The organism is Enterobacter sp. RHBSTW-00994 (assembly GCF_013782625.1).
GTDB lineage: Bacteria > Pseudomonadota > Gammaproteobacteria > Enterobacterales > Enterobacteriaceae > Enterobacter.
In genome coordinates this window covers 40,078-60,652 of the sequence record NZ_CP056199.1, presented here as the reverse complement: position 1 = coordinate 60,652, position 20,575 = coordinate 40,078, and the positions used below count along the sequence as shown (strand labels likewise).

Sequence of the window (20,575 nt, the reverse complement as noted above, 5' to 3'; positions counted from 1 at the left end):
CTACAGGTTCGCCCGGAAGGTCTTGCGCCATTCCGCGGGGCTGACCCCAAAGCGCGTTTTAAACTGCTGGCGATAGGTTACCGCAGACAAAAAACCCACCTGCCCGGCCACGGTTTCAATCGGCAGGTTACCCGCTTCCAGTAAAATCTGGCTACGTCGCAGGCGCTCAGCGGTGAGCCAATCGGCGACGCTCATCCCTGTCGCTTTGATAAAATGGCGGGTTAACGTGCGGCGACTCATCGACACCACCTCCGCCAGCGAATCCAGGTTGTGGGGGTCGGCGATGTGCCGCTGAAGATAGTCGATCAGACAGTTGATTCGTGCATCGCGCGTATCTACCGGAATGGGTTGTTCAATAAACTGCGCCTGCCCACCTTCACGATGCGGCGGCACAATCATCCGGCGGGCAATCTGGTTTGCCACCACGCTGCCAAAACGCTGGCGAATGATATACAGACAGCAATCCAGCGCGGCAGCCGTTCCTGCGGAAGTGATGAGGTTGCCGTCATCGACATAGAGGGCATTGATATCCAGACGTACCTCCGGGAACAGTGACTGGAACTGGCGCTCGAACTCCCAGTGTGTTGCCGCCCGTTTTCCGTCGAGGATCCCCGCATATCCCAGCACAAAGGAGCCCAGGCAAAGCCCAACAATTTCCGCGCCGTTGTCCCTTGCCTGAACCAGACTGTCGAGCAGTGATTGCGGCGGGCGTTCCAGAACGTGCTGCCAGTAAGGCACAACGACAATATCCGCCTGTGCCAACGCGGAAAAATCCTGCGTCGCGTTCAGTGAAAATCCATCTCGAGAGGTCAGCACTCCCGGATTTTCGGCACAAATCGCGACATTAAAGCGCTTTTCACCGGAGACCGTATCCCCAAATAAAATACAGGGAACGGAGTAGTGAAACGGGCTAAACCCGTCCACGGCGACAATCGCCACGTTTGTGAGCTGCATTTGTCTCTCCTTTCCCCGACGAATATTCAGAATATAACGCTTTCACCGTCCTGAGGAATGCTCAGGATATCGCTCACCTGGTTGGCCTCTGCGTAGTCACGCAGCGCACGACGGCTCAGCAGGCAGTGGTTGATCGCTTCCATATGAGTCGCAACAATTTTGGCCTGCGGCAGCAGGAAATGCACGTTCAGTACATCCTCCTGGCCCATAATAATTGGCCCAAATCCCAGCACATGAGCATAACCGGCGTTGATGACCACCACATCGGGCTGATGTTTTTGCAGATCCGCGGCCACTTCCGCACGCCAGATCGTATCGCCCACAATAAAGAGCGTTTTCTCATCAGGGTGACGGAAGACCACGCCGCAGGCCTCACCCAGTCGTTCCGCCAGTTCCGGCACAGCATAGGCGCGGTCAGTGCCATGCTGGCCACCCTGGGTTTTGCTGATCCTGATATCGCCAAATGCCGTTTCTTCGGTCATTACCCTCAGGTTGTTGAATCCCTGGGAGCGCAGCAACCGGGCGTCACTGTCGCTTTGCACGTAGATCGGCTTATCTTTAGCGATCAGGTCACTCGCTGCCTGATCCCAGTGATCGTCATGGGTGTGCGTTACGATGACCGCATCAGCATCCAGCAGTGTTTTCACCTCCACAGGCAGTTCAACCATGGGGTTGCGAATGTCTGCATGTGCCGTACCCGCAAAGCCTGGATAGGCATCTTTCGGGGCCAGCATCGGGTCGATTAAAAAACGTTTCCCGGCGTAGGTAATCAGTTGAGTTGCGTTACGGATCTGGGTGATGTTCATGGTCTACTCTCCTGTGGGTGTGGTAAGGAGAATAGCCAGAAGCAGAAGAATACGATGTGGGCTACAGGGCGATGATCGATGAAATCGGGTCAACACTTTCAGAGGCGTAACGCCTCCACCACCCGTGAAAAGGCCGGAGAGGGCTGCTTGCAGCTTGGGTAATACCGATAATAACCCGGAAAAGGCTAACTCCAGGGTTCCAGAACCCGGATTAACCGCCCACAGGCGATATGGTCGCCAAACACGTCTTCAGGAAGGAATGCGATGCCAAAGCCGGCTAACGAATCGCGCCCAATGCCGGTCACGTCGATCTCTATGACCGCACTGACCTGATCCCGTTTGCCAAACTGATGTCATTCTTCAAAACCAACCTGAAATAACCCGCCTGAGGCGTATAGCATGACGTTATACGCCTCATTCTTATTTACCAGCCAGGAACCGCACCACCGTTGAAGATTTTTTCCGCCGCTTTCGCCACTTCTGGCGACTGATACGACTGAATAAATTCCTTCACGTTTTCAGCCTCTTTGTTATCTTCCCGGGTGACCACAATGTTCACATATGGCGAGTTTTTATCTTCGATAAACACCCCGTCATGCACGGGAGAAAGCCCGGTTTGCTGGAGGTATGTTGTGCTGATGATCGCCACATCGACTTTCGGGTCATCGAGCACACGCGGCAACTGCGCTCCTTCCAGTTCCATAATATTCAGCTTTTTCGGGTTCGCGGTGATATCCAGCGCCGTTGGCAGCAGGCCGACATCCGGCTTCAGGGTAATCAACTTCTCTTTTTGCAGCAGCAACAGCGCACGACCGAGGTTCGTTGGGTCGTTTGGAATGGCGATAGTTGCGCCGTCTTTCAGTTCAGAGACCGATTTAATCTTGCGGGAATACCCCGCCATCGGGAAAACAAAGGTATTGGCTACCGCAACCAGTTTGTAGCCGTGCGCTTTGTTATCTTCTGCCAGGAACGGCCGATGCTGGAAGACGTTCGCATCCAGTTCACCATGATTGGTCGCATCGTTGGGCAGCAGTGAGCCGCTAAAGCCGACCAGCTCAACATCCAGACCATACTTCTCTTTTGCCACCTTTTTGGCGACCTCAGCGACATCCTGCTCCGCGCCGTTAATCACACCCACTTTAATGTGTTTGGCATCGCTGCCGCTTTGGTCGCAGCCCGCCAGCAGCAGACCTGCAAGCAGTAATGCACCGATTCGAAGTTTCACGAGGACAGTTCCTTTTGATAGACGTTTCAATGACTATATCGACAACGAGGCGGTACGCTAAAAAACGAAAAGGAATCAATAAGAAGGTTACGTTATATGCAGGTATGACAGACCAGAGTTACCCCCTCTCCCGTGAGAGAGAGCGGGAGCGGGGGCATCAGGCCGCGGCCGCCCAGTCTTCAACCGTCAATTCCTGTACCATTGTAAAGGCGTGATCGTTAGTGACAATCGTCGTCCCCCGGCTGATGGCGTGTGCGGCAATAAGCTGATCGAGATCACCCATCATTCTTTCTCCAACCTTGCCGTCAAAATAACATTCCCTTCGTCATCCCACCGGATGTAGACGCTCTCCGTATCAAACGCGAACTCCGCAGGCAGCATGACGGCCTGGTTTCGCCCCTGCTGCGCGTTCCATTGCAACCTCTGTAGGTTTATTGACCAGGCCAAAGCATGCGCCAGCGGCTGCGAGGAAGACAAGCATGACCCTTCAAATTCAGGACAATGAGCCGAACGGCTAACGTCAGACCTGGCTTCGGCGCAACGGCGCTTCACGTAAAAGCCACGACAGTACAAATGCCAGTACCATAATGCCCGCCGCCATCAGGAATACCGCATGAATGGCAGAGCCAAATGCGTCGAGGTAGCTCAGTCGCAATGCTTCCGGCAGATGATGAATTGCCACTGGGTTCAGTTCACGCGGCAGTGTTGTCCCTTCAGGGATACGAGCGACCAGACCAGACTGCAGCACATGGGTAAACACCGCACCAAACAAGGCCACACCGATCGCCCCGCCGATGGAGCGGAACAGCGTTACGCCTGATGTCGCCACGCCATACTGGCTGGCCGACACGCTGTTCTGCACCGCCAGCACCAGCACCTGCATCACCAGCCCAAGTCCCATTCCCAGCACGCCGGTAAACAGATACAGCTGCCAGGTGGGCGAGTGAATCGAAATTTGCGTCAGCAGTACCATCCCGACCACGCCAAACAGCGTACCGAGGATCGGAAACAGGCGATATTTTCCGGTGCGGCTGATGATACGTCCGCTGATAATCGAGGTCAGTAATAGCCCGCCCATCAATGGAATCAACTGCAACCCCGCCTGCGTTGGCGTGGCATCTTTCACCACCTGTAAATAGAGCGGCAGGAAAGTTACCGAGCCAAACAGCGACATACCGATAATAAAACCGATCAGGCTACAGAGCAGAAAGCTGCGATCCCGGAACAGTGACAGCGGAATAATCGGCTCCCAAGCCAGCCGTTCTTCATAGATAAACCCGGCAATTCCCGTCAGGCCAAACGCCAGAATGCACCACAGTTGAGGGTCGCTCCATGAGCGAATCGTCCCCCCTTCCGTGGTGAACAGGATGATGCACAGGAGCGCCATACTGAGATAAATCGCCCCCAGATAATCGATTTCATGCTTATTGCGTCGGGCGCTACCGCGAAACACTGCGCCAATCACCAGAAGCGCAAACAGGCCCAGCGGCAGATTGATATAGAAAATCCAGCGCCAGGAGGCGTGCTGCACAATAAACCCGCCGATCAGCGGACCAATCACCGTCGCCAGGCCGAAGACACCGCCAAACAGCCCCTGGTAGCGACCCCGTTCCGCCGGGGGAATCACATCTGCGACAGCGGCCATACTGATCACCATTAGCCCGCCACCGCCCAGCCCTTGCAGGGCACGCATCAACACCAGTTGTGTCATGTTCTGCGCCAGCCCGCAAAGAACCGAACCCGCCAGGAACAGCACTATCGCAATTTGCAGGACAATTTTACGGCCAAACAGATCGCCAAATTTCCCGTACAGCGGCACGACAATCGTTGAACTCAGGATGTACGCCGTCACCACCCAGGAGAGTTTGTCCAGCCCGCCCAACTCGCCCACTATCGTCGGCAGCGCCGTGGAGACAATCGTCTGGTCAAGTGCCGAGAGCAACATCACCAACAGCAGTGCGCTGAACAGCAGACGAATGGACGGCGCGTTCTGCTGAGGGAGAGTTGGGGATTGAGTCGTTGAGTCAGACTCCATGAGACACCACTTGAAATTAATTAATGAGATAATTAATATTTGTATAAGTTATGAATCCGGTCAAGAGATCACGCCACGATGCCAGCACTAAAAGACAATTCTGAATCCATGCCGTCGGCCCGTCGCCCAGGACGTCCACGCGGTGGAAAACCTGTAACCGCGAGCCGTGAACAGTTGCTGGATATCGCACTGCACCTCTTTTCCCGTCAGGGGATTGCCAACACCTCACTCAATGCCATCGCCAAAGCGGCGGGGGTCACCCCTGCGATGCTGCACTACTATTTTAATTCCCGGGAACAGTTGCTCGACGCGATGATCGAGGAGCGTTTCCTGCCGTTACGCAGCAAAATCAGCGCAATTTTCGCGGAAAACCCCGATGATCCCGTCACGGCGCTCACCTTAATGGTAAAAACGCTGGCCGATCTGGCCGGGCAATACCACTGGTTCGCACCGTTGTGGATGCAGGAAGTGATTGGCGAAATGCCAGTCCTGCGTGCCCATCTGCACGCTCGCTTTGGCGATGAGAAATATCAAACGACGCTTGCCACAATCAAACACTGGCAGCAGGAAGGAAAGCTAAACCGCGAGCTTGCACCAGAGCTGCTGTTCACCACGCTACTGAGCCTGGTATTAGTGCCCTTCTCACGGATGCGGAATGACGAGAGGCTGAAATCCCTCTCGCCAGATATCATTGTTCGCCACGCCCTGGCGGTGATTGGCAGTGGCATTGGCGGTTAAAGACGTTTCGACAGGTAATGTTTTTGCATACCTTGATACGGACAGTCCTCCAGCGTCATCTGTAGCTGATAACCCTGCTTTTCATAAAACGGGCGCGCCTGGAAGCTGAACGTGTCCACCAGCGCATGCAGGCAACCTATTTTCCTGGCCTCGTCTTCCGCCGCCTTCATGATCTGACTGCCCAGGCCTGCACCGCGCAGCTCACTGTTGACCCACAGATAATCAATATTCAGCCACTCACCTTTGCGATTACCGATTAATCCCCCGATCATCACCCCCTGTTCATCGCGAACATACACCGCCAGATCCCCGCCGACAGCGGCAAAGTCAATAAACTGCATATTGTGAGATCGTAGCCCCGTTAATAACTCTTTTTTTTCATGTTCTGTGATGGTATTAGTGATGCTCAGCTGCATATTGTTCTCCTTATTTTCAGCGTATTCTGAATATCTCACAGCTTAACCTTCATAAAAACTCCTTATTCTCTCCTTTATTTCCTGAAGGAAATATTCATTCAATATCTTAATAAAAAAAGCGCTTTCCAATACGCTTCGAAAACGTATAATCACCACTAATGAGAACGATCATTCTCACTTTTTACTTCAGCAGGTAACCGATGAGCACAAAGCTGGAAGAACGACAGAAACAACGTCAGGATGAGATCATCACCGCCGCGCGGCACTGCTTTCGCGCCAGCGGGTTTCATGCCGCCAGCATGTCGCAAATCGCGGCAGAGGCAAAGCTGAGCGTCGGGCAAATCTATCGTTATTTCAGCAACAAAGATGCGATTATCGAAGAGATGATCCGCCGCATCATCGACTACCGAATTGCCGAGATGGAAGGCAAAACCCAGACCGATCGCATCCCTCAGGTTTTGGCCTGGCGGGAAACATTAAGCGAAGATGACGACGCACTGATGCTGGAGATGTCCGCCGAGGCAACACGTAATCCTCAGGTCGCCACCATGCTTGCCGAAGCGGATGCCCGCATGTTTGAAAATGCCGCTACGCACCTGAAAAAACAGTGTCCGCACCTAAGCGACGAGCGTATCCGCTGCTGCGTTGAAATCACGGCCGTCATGATGGAAGGCTCCATTTACCGGCGCTTAACCCCACAAAAAGTCGCACCAGAGCAATTAGAAAAAATGTATCGGGAAATACTCAATATGCTTCTCAATGCTAATTAATTAAAAATGCATTAATAACAGGGAAATAGACATTTCCCGTTTTTCATTTCCGCTAATTGCGGAGATGCAATATCGCTGTGCCTTTAAATCGCCCCCTCCTTGTTAAGTGATTAACAGGGCAGGCATCGTTCACCCTGGAAAAAAATTATGAAAACCATAACCACCTCCATCGCAGCATTATTCCTCCTGACCGGGTGCGATAATGCGACAACAGCCAATCAACAGCAGCCCCTTCCGGAAGTTGGAATTGTCACGCTCATGAGTCAGCCCGTGTCGGTGGTCAGTGAACTGACCGGCCGTACCAGTGCCGCCATGAGCGCAGAAGTGCGTCCACAGGTTGGCGGCATTATTCAGAAACGGTTATTCACCGAAGGCGATACCGTCAAAGCCGGGCAAGCGCTCTATCAAATTGATCCCTCAAGCTATCGCGCCGCTTATGACGAAGCAGCGGCGGCCCTGAAACAGGCGCAGGCCCTGGTTCAGGCTGATTGCCAGAAAGCACAGCGTTATGCGCAACTGGTGAAAGACGATGGCGTATCCCGCCAGGATGCCGAAGACGCACAATCCACCTGCGCGCAAGACAAGGCCAGCGTGGAGTCAAAGAAAGCAGCGCAGGAGAGCGCACGTATTAATCTCAACTGGACCACCGTAACCGCCCCGATCGCCGGGCGTATCGGGATCTCATCCGTCACACCTGGCGCGCTGGTGACAGCGCAGCAAGATACCGCGCTTGCCACGATCCGGGGTCTGGACAGCATGTACGTCGATTTAACGCGTTCCAGCGCCGATCTGCTGCGATTACGCAAGCAATCGCTCGCGACCAACAGCGATACCCTGGGTGTAACCCTGATTCTTGAAGACGGCAGTACCTACAGCGAAAAAGGGCGTCTGGCACTGACTGAAGTTGCGGTGGATGAATCCACCGGCTCCGTCACGCTGCGTGCTGTCTTCCCGAACCCGCAGCACCAGCTTCTGCCAGGGATGTTTGTGCGCGCCAAAGTGGATGAAGGGATCATGACCGACGCCATTCTCGCGCCACAGCAAGGTATTACCCGCGATGCCAAAGGCAATGCCACCGCGCTGGTGGTCAACGCCAGTAATAAAGTGGAACAACGCCAGCTTGAAACCGGCGACACCTACGGCGACAAATGGCTGGTCACTGGCGGTCTGAAAGCGGGCGATAAGCTGATTGTCGAGGGCATCGATAAAGTCACGGCCGGGCAAGAAGTGAAAGCGGAAGAGATGAAAGCCACCGGAGGAAACGCCTGATGTTTTCCCGTTTCTTCGTGCGTCGCCCGGTATTCGCCTGGGTGATCGCCATTCTGATTATGCTCGCCGGGATGCTGGCGATCCGCACGCTCCCGGTCGCGCAGTATCCTGACGTCGCACCGCCGTCGGTCAAAATCTCCGCCACCTATACCGGGGCCTCCGCGCAAACGCTGGAAAACAGCGTGACGCAGGTCATTGAACAACAGCTAACGGGCCTGGATAACCTGCTTTACTTCACCTCCACCAGCAGTTCAGACGGTTCGGTGAGCATTAACGTCACCTTCGAACAGGGAACCGACCCAGACACCGCGCAGGTGCAGGTACAAAACAAAGTCCAGCAGGCAGAATCGCGTCTGCCAACCGAGGTACAACAGTCCGGCATCACGGTGCAAAAATCGCAGAGTAACTTCCTGCTGATCATGGGGGTGTACGATAAAACCGACACCGCCAGCAGTTCAGACATTGCCGACTGGCTGGTGAGTAACATGCAGGACCCGCTGGCGCGTGTTGAAGGCGTGGGGAGCTTGCAGGTGTTCGGTGCAGAATACGCAATGCGCATCTGGCTCGATCCGGCAAAACTGGCTTCCTACTCGCTGATGCCGTCCGACGTGCAAAGCGCCATTGAAGCGCAGAACGTGCAGGTTTCCGCCGGGAAAATCGGGGCGTTACCGTCCTCAAATGCCCAGCAATTAACGGCAACCGTGCGCGCTCAGTCACGCCTGCAAACGGTCGAACAGTTCAAAAACATCATCATTAAGAGTCAGTCAAACGGCGCGGTGGTACACATTGGTGATGTTGCCCGTGTCGAGATGGGCAGCGAAGATTACACGGCAACCGCCAGGCTGAACGGTCACCCTGCTGCCGGGATGGCAGTGATGCTCTCGCCGGGGGCGAACGCACTCAGCACGGCCACCGCCGTGAAAGAGAAAATCGCCGAGTTCAAACGTGCGATGCCTGAAGGTTATGACGTTGCCTATCCGAAAGACAGCACCGAGTTCATCAAGATCTCGGTGGAGGATGTGATTCAGACGCTGTTCGAAGCCATCATCCTCGTGGTGGTTGTGATGTATCTGTTCCTGCAAAACATCCGCGCGACGCTGATCCCCGCGCTGGCGGTTCCGGTCGTACTGCTGGGCACATTCGGTGTACTGGCGCTGTTCGGTTACTCAATCAACACCCTGACGCTGTTTGCGATGGTGCTGGCGATAGGCCTGCTGGTTGATGATGCCATTGTGGTCGTGGAAAACGTTGAGCGTATCATGAGCGACGAAGGGCTACCCGCCCGCGAAGCGACCGAAAAATCGATGGGTGAAATCTCCGGTGCGCTGGTCGCTATTGCGCTAGTGCTCTCTGCCGTGTTCCTGCCGATGGCATTCTTCGGCGGCTCGACGGGTGTTATTTACCGTCAGTTCTCGGTCACGATTATCTCGGCAATGTTCCTCTCTGTTGTGGTGGCTCTGACCCTGACACCGGCCCTGTGCGGTTCAGTCCTGAGCCACACTTCGCCACATAAGAAAGGTTTCTTCGGCGCGTTTAACCGTTTTTACAGCAAGACCGAACACGGCTATCAGAACAAGGTGCTGCGGGCATTACGCCGCTCTGGCGGTATGCTGGTGATCTACGTTCTGCTGTGTGGCGCAATGGGGCTGGCAATGCTGAAACTGCCGGGCAGCTTCCTGCCAACGGAAGACCAGGGTGAAATTATGGTGCAGTACACCCTGCCTGCGGGGGCAACGGCGGTGCGCACCTCTGAGGTTAGCCGTCAGGTACGCGACTGGTTCCTCACTAAAGAGAAAGACAACACCGACGTTATTTTTACCGTCGAAGGCTTCAGCTTTAGCGGCAGCGGTCAGAATGCCGGGATGGCGTTTGTCTCCCTGAAAAACTGGTCACAGCGTAAGGGGGCGGAAAATACCGCTCAGGCGATTGCCCTGCGTGCCACACAAGAGCTGAGTACCATTCGTGACGCCACGGTATTTGCCATGACGCCACCATCAGTCGATGGCCTGGGACAAAGCAACGGCTTTACCTTTGAACTGATGGCCACGGGCAGTACCGACCGTGACGCGCTGCTGAAAATGCGTAACCAGCTGATTGGCGAAGCCAATCAGGACGCATCGCTGCACGCCGTTCGTGCCAACGATCTTCCGCAGATGCCGCAGTTGCAGGTAGATATCGATAACAACAAAGCCGTGTCACTGGGGCTCTCGCTGAGTGATGTTACGAATACCCTTTCCAGTGCCTGGGGCGGAACCTACGTGAACGATTTTATCGACCGTGGCCGCGTGAAAAAGGTCTACATCCAGGGCGACAGCGACTATCGCGCAGTACCATCCGATCTCAACAAATGGTTTGTGCGCGGCAGTAACAGCACCATGACGCCATTCTCCGCTTTTGCCACCACCCGCTGGGAATACGGCCCGGAAAGCCTGGTCCGCTACAACGGTTCGGCGGCGTATGAAATCCAGGGAGAAAACGCCAGTGGTTCAAGCTCCGGTACAGCGATGACCCGGATGGAACAACTGGCGAACAACCTGCCGTCTGGCACAACCTGGGCGTGGAGTGGCTTGTCCTTACAGGAGAAACTGGCGAGTGGCCAGGCGATGAGCCTCTATGCCCTCTCCATTCTGGTGGTCTTCCTGTGCCTGGCCGCGCTGTATGAGAGCTGGTCTGTGCCGATCTCCGTCATCCTGGTGATCCCTCTCGGCGTGTTGGGGGCAGCACTGGCGGCCTCCATGCGCGGCCTGAACAACGATGTCTATTTCCAGGTGGCGCTGCTGACCACCATCGGCCTGTCGTCGAAAAACGCCATTTTGATTGTTGAGTTTGCCGAAGCAAAAGTGGCTGAAGGCTACTCCCTGACGCGGGCGGCCATGCGTGCCGCCCAGACGCGCCTGCGGCCTATCCTGATGACCTCACTGGCGTTTATTGCCGGAGTGATGCCGCTGGCCGTGGCAACGGGCGCCGGGGCAAACAGCCGCGTGGCAATTGGTACGGGCATCATCGGTGGGACGCTTGCCGCCACGCTGCTGGCGATCTTCTTTGTTCCGTTATTCTTTGTACTGGTGAAACGTCTGTTCTCCGGTAAGCACGCAAACCGGAGGTCATAATGTTTCGTGTATCTGTTTTAGTGTTAGCGCTGCTGAGCGCAGGCTGTGTTTCGTTAGATCCAATATATCAACGCCCGGACGCGCCCGTTCCGGCGACGTTGCCCGGCGCACACGGTGAAGCCTCTGCAGTAGTGAGCCAGTGGCAGCAGGTGATGAACGACGCGCGGCTGAAACGTGTGGTGGCCATGGCGCTCAACAGCAACCGCGACGTACAAAAAGCGATTGCTGATATTGACGCCGCTCGCGCCCAGTATGGCGAAACACGTTCCTCCCTGTTCCCGACGGTCGATGCAACGCTCAGCCACACCCGCAGCCGCACGCTGGCAAGCGGTGTCTCCACCAGCGACGAAGCCAATGGTGCAACCTCCAGTTTTGAACTGGATCTGTTTGGTAAGAATCAGAGTCTGTCTCGTGCTGCACGTGAAACCTGGCTTGCCAGTGAATTCACGGCTCAAAACACACGCCTGACGATGGTCAGTGAGCTGACCACGGCCTGGGTGACGCTGGCGGCGGATAACAGCAATCTGGCGCTGGCGAAATCCACAATGGAGAGCGCCGCAAACTCGCTCAACATTGTGAAACGGCAGCAGGAAGTGGGCGTGGCTGCCGCGACGGATGTCAGCGAAGCGATGGCGGTTTACCAGCAGGCTCGCGCCAGCGTCGCCAGTTATCAGACGCTGGTGATGCAGGACAAAAATGCCCTCAATCTGCTGGCTGGCGACACCGTACCGGAGAACCTGCTTCCCGGCACACTGGAGAGCCTGAGCGATAATGCCATCAGCCTGATCCCGGCCGGTGTCAGCTCCAGCGCGCTGCTGCGCCGCCCGGACATTCAGGAAGCGGAGCACAATCTGAAAAGCGCCAACGCGAGCATCGGCGCAGCGCGTGCCAACTTCTTCCCCAGCATCTCACTCACGGCCAGCGCAGGCGTTGGCAGCGATTCACTCTCGTCCCTGTTCAGCCACGGAATGAAAGTGTGGTCGTTCGCCCCGTCCATCACCCTGCCTCTGTTTAGCGGCGGCAACAACATGGCGCAACTACGTTATGCCGAAGCGGAGAAAAAGGGGCTGATCGCCACCTATGAGAAAGCCATCCAGAGTGCGTTTAAAGATGTGGCTGATGCCCTGGCACGCCGTGAAACGTTGAGCGAACAGCTCGATGCTCAGCGTGAATACGTCGCGGCAGAGCAAAAAACGCTGGATGTGGCGACGCGCAGCTATCAGGCCGGTGCGGGAGATTATTTGACGGTACTGACCGCGCAGCGGTCGCTGTGGTCGGCACAGGAATCGTTGATCGCCCTGCAACAAACGGACCTGGAAAACCGCATCACCCTGTGGCAGTCACTGGGCGGCGGTATTCAGTAACACCTTTGCCGGGCAGCAATACGCACGCCCGGCCTTTAAGAGGTAATCCCATGGCAAAACTCTCCTTCTCCTTCGCAGCCATACTTGGCCTGCTGACGGCCATCGGGCCGCTCTGTTCTGATTTTTATCTTCCGGCATTACCGGAGATCACCGCGCATCTGCAAACCTCCACCACGCTGACTCAGCTTTCGCTGACCTCGGCGCTGATTGGTCTGGGTCTGGGGCAGCTCTTTTTTGGCCCACTGAGCGACCGTATCGGGCGAAAGTTACCGCTGTTACTGTCGTTGCTGCTCTTTGTGGTAGCCTCTGTACTGTGTGCCACAACACAGAATATTTATGCTCTGATCGGCTGGCGATTTGTACAAGGCGTGGCCGGTGCTGGCGGCTCTGTACTGGCTCGTTCAATCGCTCGCGATAACTATCACGGCACAATGCTGACGCAGTTTTTCGCCCTGCTGATGACGGTGAACGGCATCGCGCCCGTGGTTTCGCCGGTATTGGGCGGCTATATCTCCTCCACGTTCGACTGGCGGATGCTGTTCTGGGTGATGGCAGGAGCAGGGCTGGTACTATTGATTGCCAGTCAGCTGTTTATTCGTGAATCACTGACTGAAAAAAACAGCGGCGGTTCGCTGATTCAAACGACGAAAACGGTACTCAAAAATCGCCGTTTCACACGCTACTGCCTGATTCAGGCCTTCATGCTGGCAGGGCTGTTTTCCTATATCGGCGCATCCTCGTTTGTCCTGCAAAATGAGTATGGCCTGAGTGCAATGCAGTTCAGCCTGCTGTTTGGCGTCAACGGGATTGGGTTAATTATCTCCGCTCTGATTTTCTCACGTCTGGCGCGTCGCCATCCGCCGGAAGGGTTAATGCAAATGGGCCTGGTGCTGGCCGTGGCCACCGCAGCGCTCACACTGCTCTTTGCATGGATGCACCTCTCAGCGCTTGCGCTGATCGCGCTCTTTTTTACCGTCGCCTTCAACAGCGGAATCAGCACCATCGCGGGTTCTGAGGCCATGAGCGCGGTTGAATCCCGCGAGTCAGGAACCGCGTCAGCTATTCTCGGGATGTTGATGTTTTTATTCGGCGGGATCGCCACACCCCTTGCCGGGATTGGCGGAGAAACTATGCTGAAAATGAGCCTTGCGGTGATGGTGAGCTATAGCATCGCTCTGCTGATCGGTTCTCATACGCGGGAATGAGTAAATTCATACTTTCGGCTTGAATCGCTTTGGTGAATGTAACGATATATTTCAGGGGAAGACATGTGATTTTTAACGGGGGTTTCAATGAAATCTGCACACCTTTTTTGCCTGATCGTTTGCCTGCTTTTCGCTGCTTTCGTCCATGCTCAGGAGACGCAAGACCTGGCGAAATATGAACAACTTAAACAACAGGTGCTAAAAGATATTAAGAAAACCTGCACACCTCAGGGCAAACAAACCGACAAAGAATGGCAGGCGATGATCATGTCTTCAGAAGCAAATAAGCTGCTGGTGAAAAACGCCATTACCGCCATACAGCGTGACAACCTGGATAACTACTGGTCCGCCATTGGGCAGGTAGATTGTATGGAAGATTATTAAGCGTGAAGCATGCTTCACGCTGTTTTTTTAACGCTTACGTATATCCGGGATAATCAAATCCCCACGCAGAACATATGAACCCAGCATCTGCGTTTTCTCATTCAGCCAGGCCACAATGCGTGCCGCCATCGCGTCCATTGAGTATTCAATTGCCGGGATCACCGGGATGCCCGGCAGGTGCAGCGATCCGGCCAGGCTAAAGACCATAATGTCGTCCGGAACCGATTTATTAAATGCCTGCAATTGTGGGATCACCCGCTGGGCTTCCTGCTCATCAGCCACCAGCAGCGCGTTGAAGTTCAGCGTGGTGGCGTTGTTAAGCAGTTCCTGCAATGCAACGGACGAGGACGTAGCATCCATAAAGACCAGGTTGCGGTTAAAGGGCAGGAAATTTTTCTCCAGCGCGTGTTTGTAACCCAGCAATACCTGGTCGGCGAAACCGCTGCCGTGTGGATGGATCAGTGCAATCTGGCGTCGTCCCTGGCTGGTCAGGTAGTTACAGGCCGTTTCTGCCGCAAACGCATGATCGTACTGAATGCTGTTGGGGTTATCGGAGGCCATGCAGTCCACCAGAATGACGTTTTCCTGGTCGATATTCAGCGGGAAACGCGCGCCAATCACCAGGATGTCGTCGCACAATCCACAGGAGAGTTCTTCAAGGGCGTGCATCACTTCAGCTTTAGTGTTCGCAAAACGAAGCAGCAAGTGTTTTTGATGCTGGCTGAGGTGCTTTTCCAGTGCATACAGATAACCAGTGGTCTGGTTAATATTATCCTGCGCGCAAATCACCCCGATACAGCCGGTAGACTGACTCAACAGCGACTGCGCAATCACGTTAGGCCGATAATTCAGCTCATCCACCGCTTTCAGTACGGCCTGACGGCTGGCATCTTTCACCCCGCGTGACCCACTCAACACCCGTGATACCGTGGCTTTGGACACCCCGGCCAGACGTGATACATCGTTGATTGTAGACATCTCTCTCCCCTGACAGGCAACACTGCGCACCTGTAAATTCCATAACCGCTTCGGCTCAGATTATAGCCAGTACGGAGTATATCCGTTTCCGTTTTTCATGGAAACCGATTTTCCATTTCGACTCAATTTGATGCCGAAAATGCGAAATACCGTGACACAGATCGTGGTAACAAGCCCTACAAGACTAGGATCTTGATGGTTGTCACACTTCTGTCTTTTATAAATGGAAACCGGTTTCCGTATGATGTCCAATCAGCCTCGCAATAACTTTTTACATTTTGAGGATGGTTGTCGATGTTCAAGATTATGCTGTGCTGCTCTGCCGGGATGTCCACCAGCCTGCTGGTGAGGAAAATGGTTGAAGTCGCGGAAGAACGCGGTTTACCGGTCACGATTGATGCCTATGGTGTTGCCGAATTTGATACGCAGTTTCCGCAATACCAGGTGGTACTTCTCGGACCACAAGTGAAATACATGTTACAGACACTGTCAGACAAGGCGGCGACGCAAGGCATCCCCGTACAAGCCATCGATATGATGGATTACGGCATGCAGCGTGGCGATAAAGTACTGGACTATGCTCTGTCGCTCATCGAAGCGGCACACTAAAGGGTGTTCTCATGAGTTCGTTATATCAATCAATGGTTGCCGTTATTGAGCAGTCCATTACCCCGCTGGCGGCTAAGCTCGGCCAGCAAAAGTATGTGATTGCGATCCGTGACGGCTTTACCGCCGCACTGCCGTTTATGATCATCGGCTCGTTTATGCTGGTGTTCATCTTCCCACCGTTCTCTGCGGATACCACCAACAGCTTCGCTCGCGGCTGGCTGGATTTCTCCCAGACCTACCGTGAACAGCTGATGCTGCCGTTTAATCTCAGCATGGGTGTGATGACGTTCTTTATCTCGGTGGGAATTGGGGCGAGCCTGGGTCGTCAGTTTAATCTCGATCCGGTGATGTCTGGCCTGCTGGCCTTTATGGCCTTCCTGCTGGTAGCCGCGCCATATGCCGACGGCAAAATCTCCACCCAGTATCTGTCGGGCCAGGGGATCTTTACCGCGTTGATTACGGCAATTTACTCCACCCGCGTTTACGCGTGGCTGAAGGAGAACAAAGTCACCATTCGTCTGCCAAAAGAAGTCCCTACCGGCGTGGCACGCTCCTTTGAAATCTTGATCCCGGTGATGGTGGTGATCGGTACGCTGCACCCGCTTAACCTGTTCATCGAAGCACAAACCGGAATGATCATCCCGCAGGCGATTATGCACCTGTTGGAGCCGCTGGTTTCCGCGTCTGACTCCCTGCCTGCGATTCTGCTCTCCGTGCTGCTGTGCCAGATCTTCTGGTTCGCCGGTATCCACGGCTCGCTGATTGTCACCGGGATCATGAACCCTTTCTGGATGGCAAACCTGTCAGCAAACCAGGCGGCACTGGCGGCGGGCGCTGCCCTGCCACACGTCTATCTGCAAGGATTCTGGGATCACTATCTGCTGATTGGTGGCGTCGGTTCTACACTGCCACTGGCTTTCCTGCTGCTGCGTAGCCGCGTGGCGCACCTGCGTACCATTGGCAAGATGGGGGTTGTACCGAGCTTCTTTAACATCAACGAACCGATTCTGTTCGGTGCACCAATCATCATGAACCCGATGCTGTTTATCCCGTTCGTGTGTGTTCCGCTGGTGAACGCCTGCCTGGCCTACGCCGCCACTAAACTTGGCTGGCTGGCACAGGTTGTTTCCCTCACACCGTGGACCACGCCAGCACCTATCGGGGCATCCTGGGCGGCAAACTGGGCGTTCAGTCCGGTCGTTATGTGTGTGATTTGTATGGTGATGTCAGCGCTGATGTACCTGCCATTCCTGCGCGCTTATGAGCGTTCGTTGATGAAAAACGAAGAGCAAAAAGCCCAGGCAACCGTGGGTTCCGCTGAAACAGCGAGTTAATAAGTCAAAGAGGAAGCGTCATGAAATACTCATTTCCCGAAAACTTCTGGTGGGGCAGCGCAAGCTCTGCCCTGCAAACCGAAGGGGAAAGCCAGGGGGGCGGTAAAGGACTGACCACCTGGGATCACTGGTTCGATAAAGAACCAAACCGTTTTCATCAGGGTGTGGGGCCGCAGAATACCTCCACGTTTTACCAGCACTGGAAAGCGGACATTCAGCTTCTGAAGCAGTTGAATCACAACAGTTTCCGCACGTCGATTAGCTGGGCACGGTTGATCCCTGACGGAACGGGGAAAGTGAACCCGGAAGCGGTCGACTTCTACAACCAGGTTATCGACGAACTGATTGAACAGGGCATCACGCCGTTTATCACTCTGTTCCACTTCGATATGCCGATGGTCATGCAGGAGATCGGTGGCTGGGAAAATCGTGAGGTTGTGAATGCGTATGCCCGCTATGCGCAAATCTGCTTCGAGCTTTTTGGTGATCGAGTGATGCACTGGTTTACCTTCAACGAGCCGATTGTTCCGGTGGAAGGGGGATATCTGTATGACTTCCATTATCCCAACGTCGTGGATTTTCGTCGTGCGGCAAGCGTGGCATATCACACCGTACTGGCACATGCGCAGGCCGTTCGCGCATTCCGTGCCGGGCATTATGCCGGTGAAATTGGTATTGTCCTGAACCTGACACCGTCCTACCCGCGTTCGCAGAACCCGGCAGATATGAAGGCTGCACACATTGCAGATCTGATGTTTAACCGCAGCTTCCTTGATCCGGTGTTACGCGGTGAATATCCGGCAGATTTGGTGACGTTGCTGAACGCTTACGGTCAGCTACCGGCCTGTCAGCCAGAGGATAGTGCCCTGATTGCGGAAGGGAAAATCGACCTGCTCGGCATTAATTATTATCAGCCGCGTCGTGTGAAATGTCGTGATAGTGCGGTCAACCCGCAAGCACCCTTTATGCCGGAGTGGTTCTTTGATAACTACGACATGCCGGGTCGTAAGATGAACCCGTACCGTGGCTGGGAAATTTATGAGCCGGGTATTTACGATATTCTGGTCAACCTGCGCGACAATTACGGCAACCCGCGTTGTTTTATTTCTGAAAACGGCATGGGTGTCGAAAATGAGCAGCGCTTTATTGAAAATGGTCAGATAAACGATCAATACCGCATTGATTTTATTTCCGGGCATTTAACCTGGCTGCACAAAGGTATTAGCGAAGGCTGTAATTGCCTGGGTTATCATATGTGGACATTTATTGATAACTGGTCGTGGTGTAATGCGTACAAAAATCGTTATGGCTTTATCCAGCTCGATTTAAATACGCAAAAGCGCACCATCAAAAAAAGCGGAGAGTGGTTTTCAGCCACCTCGTTGAATAACAGTTTTGACAGAGAGTAATCCATCATGATCGCATTAGAAGAAGCTGTAATGGAAATTATCGTCAACGCCGGCCAGTCGCGTAGCCTGTGCTTTGAAGCCCTGCACGCTGCGCGTCAGGGCAACCTTGATGAAGCGAAAAACCTGCTGCGTGAAGCGGATGGCTACGCGCGGCACGCGCACCATATGCAAACCAAACTGATTGAGCAGGATGCAGGCGAAGCCCGCCAGCCGATGACGTTAATTATGGTGCACGCCCAGGATCATTTAATGAATTCACTGTTAGCCCGTGAATTATCCGAAGAGATTATTCATCTTTACCAGAGATAATATATGGAGAAATCGTAACGTTAATGTAGAACCTCTGTACCTATAAAATATAAATCAACTTGTTCTGATGATAGCGACATATTCTGTCAGATCGGAACCGGGTGGTTATTGTCTGAATAAAATTAAACTATATTGAGATAACCATGAACATGATAAAAAAACTTCCATTAACAATGGCGGTTATCGCCGCGCTTTGCCCTATTTCTGTATTTGCGCAAGAATTCACGCAGGAGCAAATCGACGCCATTGTGGCCAAAGCGGTGGATAAAGCCCTCGCAGACCGCCAGGCAAAAATGGATGCTGCGGTCGCGAAAAAAGCAGACGTCGTCACCGAGCCACAAAGTGCGGCGCAATCTCCGGATATGGCAATTCCATTTGGTATTAAATTCACTGGCTATGCCCGCTACGGTGCGCACTTCCAGGCAGCCGATCAGAAATATGTGGCTGTAGACGGCTCCTACAACGGCGCATCCGCTATTGGCCGTCTGGGTAACGAAGGCAACGGTGGCGAATTCCAGCTCTCCAAAGCGTTCAAAGGCGACAATGGCGCGATCTGGGATATCAACGTGATGATTGACCACTGGGGCGACGAAGTTAACCTGAAAAAAGCCTACGCGGGTGTGACTAACCTGCTGGAGTCCAACCGGAATGCCTATTTCTGGGCGGGGCGTGACTTCCACCAGCGTCCACAACAGGGCATCAACGACTACTTCTGGATGAACCACGACGGCCAGGGCGCCGGGGTGAAAAACTTTGACATCGGCGGCGTGCAATTTGATGTCGCCACCGTTGCCGCCGTCGAATCCTGTAGCCCAGAAGTGATGGAAGACGAAGCGAACCCGTCACGCATTACCTGTACCGGTGGTTCCGGCACTGGCGACAAAGGCAACTACGCGGCTACCTCTAAAATCCACGGCATGAAAATTGGGCCACTGGATCTGGAGCTATACGCCAACTACGGCTTTGACTCAAAAGCGGTTGAGAGCGACGAACGTCTGAATGCCTGGCAGGGCGGCGTGGTGCTGAGCCATACCAACGACAGCGGCGTGAACAAGGTGATTGCCCGTTACTCAGATAACTCGGACAACAGCGTATTCAACAAAACCGAGGATCTGACCACGGTATACGCCAGCTTCGAAGGGCTGCATAAATTCACCCCGCAGACGCAGGTGGAGTACATCCTCGCCTTCCACGACTACGACAACAGCCGTGATAAGAGCGAAAATCGCAAAAACTACAATGCCATTGTACGTCCGATGCACTGGTGGAACGACGTCCACTCCACCTGGCTGGAAGCGGGCTGGCAGCACGTTGACTATGACAACGGCGGCGATAACAAAGGCTGGAAGCTGACGCTGTCACAAAACGTCTCTATCGCCATGGGCCCGGAATTCCGTCCAATGCTGCGCTTCTACGTCACCGGCGGCAAAGTGGATAACGCACATACTGCACGTGTGAACGGCACTGACGACCAGACGCTCGACGATTTCAACGTTGGCGCGATGTGGGAGGCGTGGTTCTAAGGTAAAAGCAAAACGGCAACGTTGCGTTGCCGTTTTGAGTGTTTGCCCTCTCTCCCCGTGGGAGAGAGCCAGGGTGAGAACATCAGGTCGCTCGCTATCATGCTATGCTGTTGACCGAATTAACGACAACAGATAGC

General features: G+C 54.2%; 18 protein-coding genes and 2 pseudogenes. 12 read left to right on the top strand and 8 right to left on the bottom strand.

Annotated elements, in window-relative coordinates; all coding sequences use genetic code 11:
- The 6 genes and pseudogenes from HV346_RS00295 to HV346_RS00275 form a co-directional block, all read right to left on the bottom strand.
- Positions 1-954 carry a helix-turn-helix domain-containing protein gene (locus HV346_RS00295; protein ID WP_181621666.1) on the bottom strand — a complete coding sequence of 318 codons (954 nt, stop codon included), beginning with the start codon at positions 952-954 and terminating at the stop codon, positions 1-3.
- Between the two features lie 26 nt (positions 955-980).
- Positions 981-1,760 carry an MBL fold metallo-hydrolase gene (locus tag HV346_RS00290; RefSeq protein ID WP_181621665.1) on the bottom strand — a complete coding sequence of 260 codons (780 nt, stop codon included), beginning with the start codon at positions 1,758-1,760 and terminating at the stop codon, positions 981-983.
- Between the two features lie 98 nt (positions 1,761-1,858).
- Positions 1,859-2,044: pseudogene (locus HV346_RS23340) on the bottom strand (LysR substrate-binding domain-containing protein); the annotation flags it as partial.
- Between the two features lie 140 nt (positions 2,045-2,184).
- Entirely contained in the window at positions 2,185-2,985 is an 801-nt protein-coding gene (nlpA, locus tag HV346_RS00285; protein ID WP_181621664.1) for a lipoprotein NlpA, read from the bottom strand.
- Between the two features lie 157 nt (positions 2,986-3,142).
- A pseudogene (locus HV346_RS00280) lies at positions 3,143-3,268 on the bottom strand (VapC toxin family PIN domain ribonuclease); the annotation flags it as partial.
- 237 nt (positions 3,269-3,505) lie between these two features.
- Entirely contained in the window at positions 3,506-5,020 is a 1,515-nt protein-coding gene (locus tag HV346_RS00275; RefSeq protein ID WP_181621663.1) for an MDR family MFS transporter, read from the bottom strand.
- Between the two features lie 78 nt (positions 5,021-5,098).
- Between HV346_RS00275 and HV346_RS00270 the strand changes: the two genes are divergently transcribed.
- Positions 5,099-5,758 (top strand): TetR/AcrR family transcriptional regulator, encoded by a 660-nt coding sequence (locus HV346_RS00270; protein WP_181621662.1) that lies wholly within the window; start codon positions 5,099-5,101, stop codon positions 5,756-5,758.
- Here the strand turns inward: HV346_RS00270 and HV346_RS00265 are convergent.
- Positions 5,755-6,174: a GNAT family N-acetyltransferase gene (locus HV346_RS00265; RefSeq protein ID WP_181621661.1), complete on the bottom strand. Its 420-nt coding sequence runs from the start codon at positions 6,172-6,174 to the stop codon at positions 5,755-5,757. The genes HV346_RS00270 and HV346_RS00265 overlap by 4 nt on opposite strands.
- Positions 6,175-6,374: 200 nt before the next feature.
- Here HV346_RS00265 and HV346_RS00260 point away from each other — a divergent pair, with 200 nt between their 5' ends.
- The 6 genes from HV346_RS00260 (at position 6,375) to HV346_RS00235 (ending at position 14,276) form a co-directional block, all read left to right on the top strand.
- Positions 6,375-6,944, top strand: a complete 570-nt coding sequence (locus tag HV346_RS00260; RefSeq protein ID WP_181621660.1) for a TetR/AcrR family transcriptional regulator — start codon at positions 6,375-6,377, stop codon at positions 6,942-6,944.
- Between the two features lie 147 nt (positions 6,945-7,091).
- Positions 7,092-8,213 carry an efflux RND transporter periplasmic adaptor subunit gene (locus HV346_RS00255; protein ID WP_181621659.1) on the top strand — a complete coding sequence of 374 codons (1,122 nt, stop codon included), beginning with the start codon at positions 7,092-7,094 and terminating at the stop codon, positions 8,211-8,213.
- A complete protein-coding gene (locus HV346_RS00250) occupies positions 8,213-11,323 on the top strand; it encodes an efflux RND transporter permease subunit (RefSeq protein ID WP_181621658.1) in 3,111 nt (1,036 codons plus the stop codon). The genes HV346_RS00255 and HV346_RS00250 overlap by 1 nt, the downstream gene beginning before the upstream one ends.
- A complete protein-coding gene (locus HV346_RS00245) occupies positions 11,323-12,687 on the top strand; it encodes a TolC family protein (RefSeq protein ID WP_181621657.1) in 1,365 nt (454 codons plus the stop codon). The genes HV346_RS00250 and HV346_RS00245 overlap by 1 nt, the downstream gene beginning before the upstream one ends.
- Before the next feature lie 50 nt (positions 12,688-12,737).
- Positions 12,738-13,892: a multidrug effflux MFS transporter gene (locus HV346_RS00240; RefSeq protein WP_181621656.1), complete on the top strand. Its 1,155-nt coding sequence runs from the start codon at positions 12,738-12,740 to the stop codon at positions 13,890-13,892.
- Positions 13,893-13,979: 87 nt separating this feature from the next.
- On the top strand, positions 13,980-14,276 hold the full coding sequence (locus HV346_RS00235) for a YicS family protein (protein ID WP_181621655.1): 297 nt from the start codon (positions 13,980-13,982) through the stop codon (positions 14,274-14,276).
- 27 nt (positions 14,277-14,303) lie between these two features.
- Here the strand turns inward: HV346_RS00235 and HV346_RS00230 are convergent, their stop codons facing one another.
- Entirely contained in the window at positions 14,304-15,254 is a 951-nt protein-coding gene (locus HV346_RS00230) for a LacI family DNA-binding transcriptional regulator (RefSeq protein ID WP_181621654.1), read from the bottom strand.
- A gap of 294 nt (positions 15,255-15,548) precedes the next feature.
- Between HV346_RS00230 and HV346_RS00225 the strand changes: the two genes are divergently transcribed.
- From HV346_RS00225 to HV346_RS00205, 5 genes are all read left to right on the top strand, one after another.
- Positions 15,549-15,863: a PTS sugar transporter subunit IIB gene (locus HV346_RS00225; RefSeq protein WP_181621653.1), complete on the top strand. Its 315-nt coding sequence runs from the start codon at positions 15,549-15,551 to the stop codon at positions 15,861-15,863.
- An 11-nt stretch (positions 15,864-15,874) separates the two neighbouring features.
- The gene (locus HV346_RS00220; RefSeq protein WP_181621652.1) at positions 15,875-17,197 is read left to right on the top strand and encodes a PTS sugar transporter subunit IIC; all 1,323 of its coding nucleotides are present in this window, start codon (positions 15,875-15,877) and stop codon (positions 17,195-17,197) included.
- A 20-nt stretch (positions 17,198-17,217) separates the two neighbouring features.
- Positions 17,218-18,606 (top strand): glycoside hydrolase family 1 protein, encoded by a 1,389-nt coding sequence (locus tag HV346_RS00215; RefSeq protein WP_181621651.1) that lies wholly within the window; start codon positions 17,218-17,220, stop codon positions 18,604-18,606.
- 6 nt (positions 18,607-18,612) lie between these two features.
- A complete protein-coding gene (locus HV346_RS00210; RefSeq protein ID WP_181621650.1) occupies positions 18,613-18,915 on the top strand; it encodes a PTS lactose/cellobiose transporter subunit IIA in 303 nt (100 codons plus the stop codon).
- A gap of 143 nt (positions 18,916-19,058) precedes the next feature.
- Positions 19,059-20,438 carry a carbohydrate porin gene (locus tag HV346_RS00205; protein WP_181621649.1) on the top strand — a complete coding sequence of 460 codons (1,380 nt, stop codon included), beginning with the start codon at positions 19,059-19,061 and terminating at the stop codon, positions 20,436-20,438.
- The last annotated feature ends 137 nt before the right edge of the window (positions 20,439-20,575 follow it).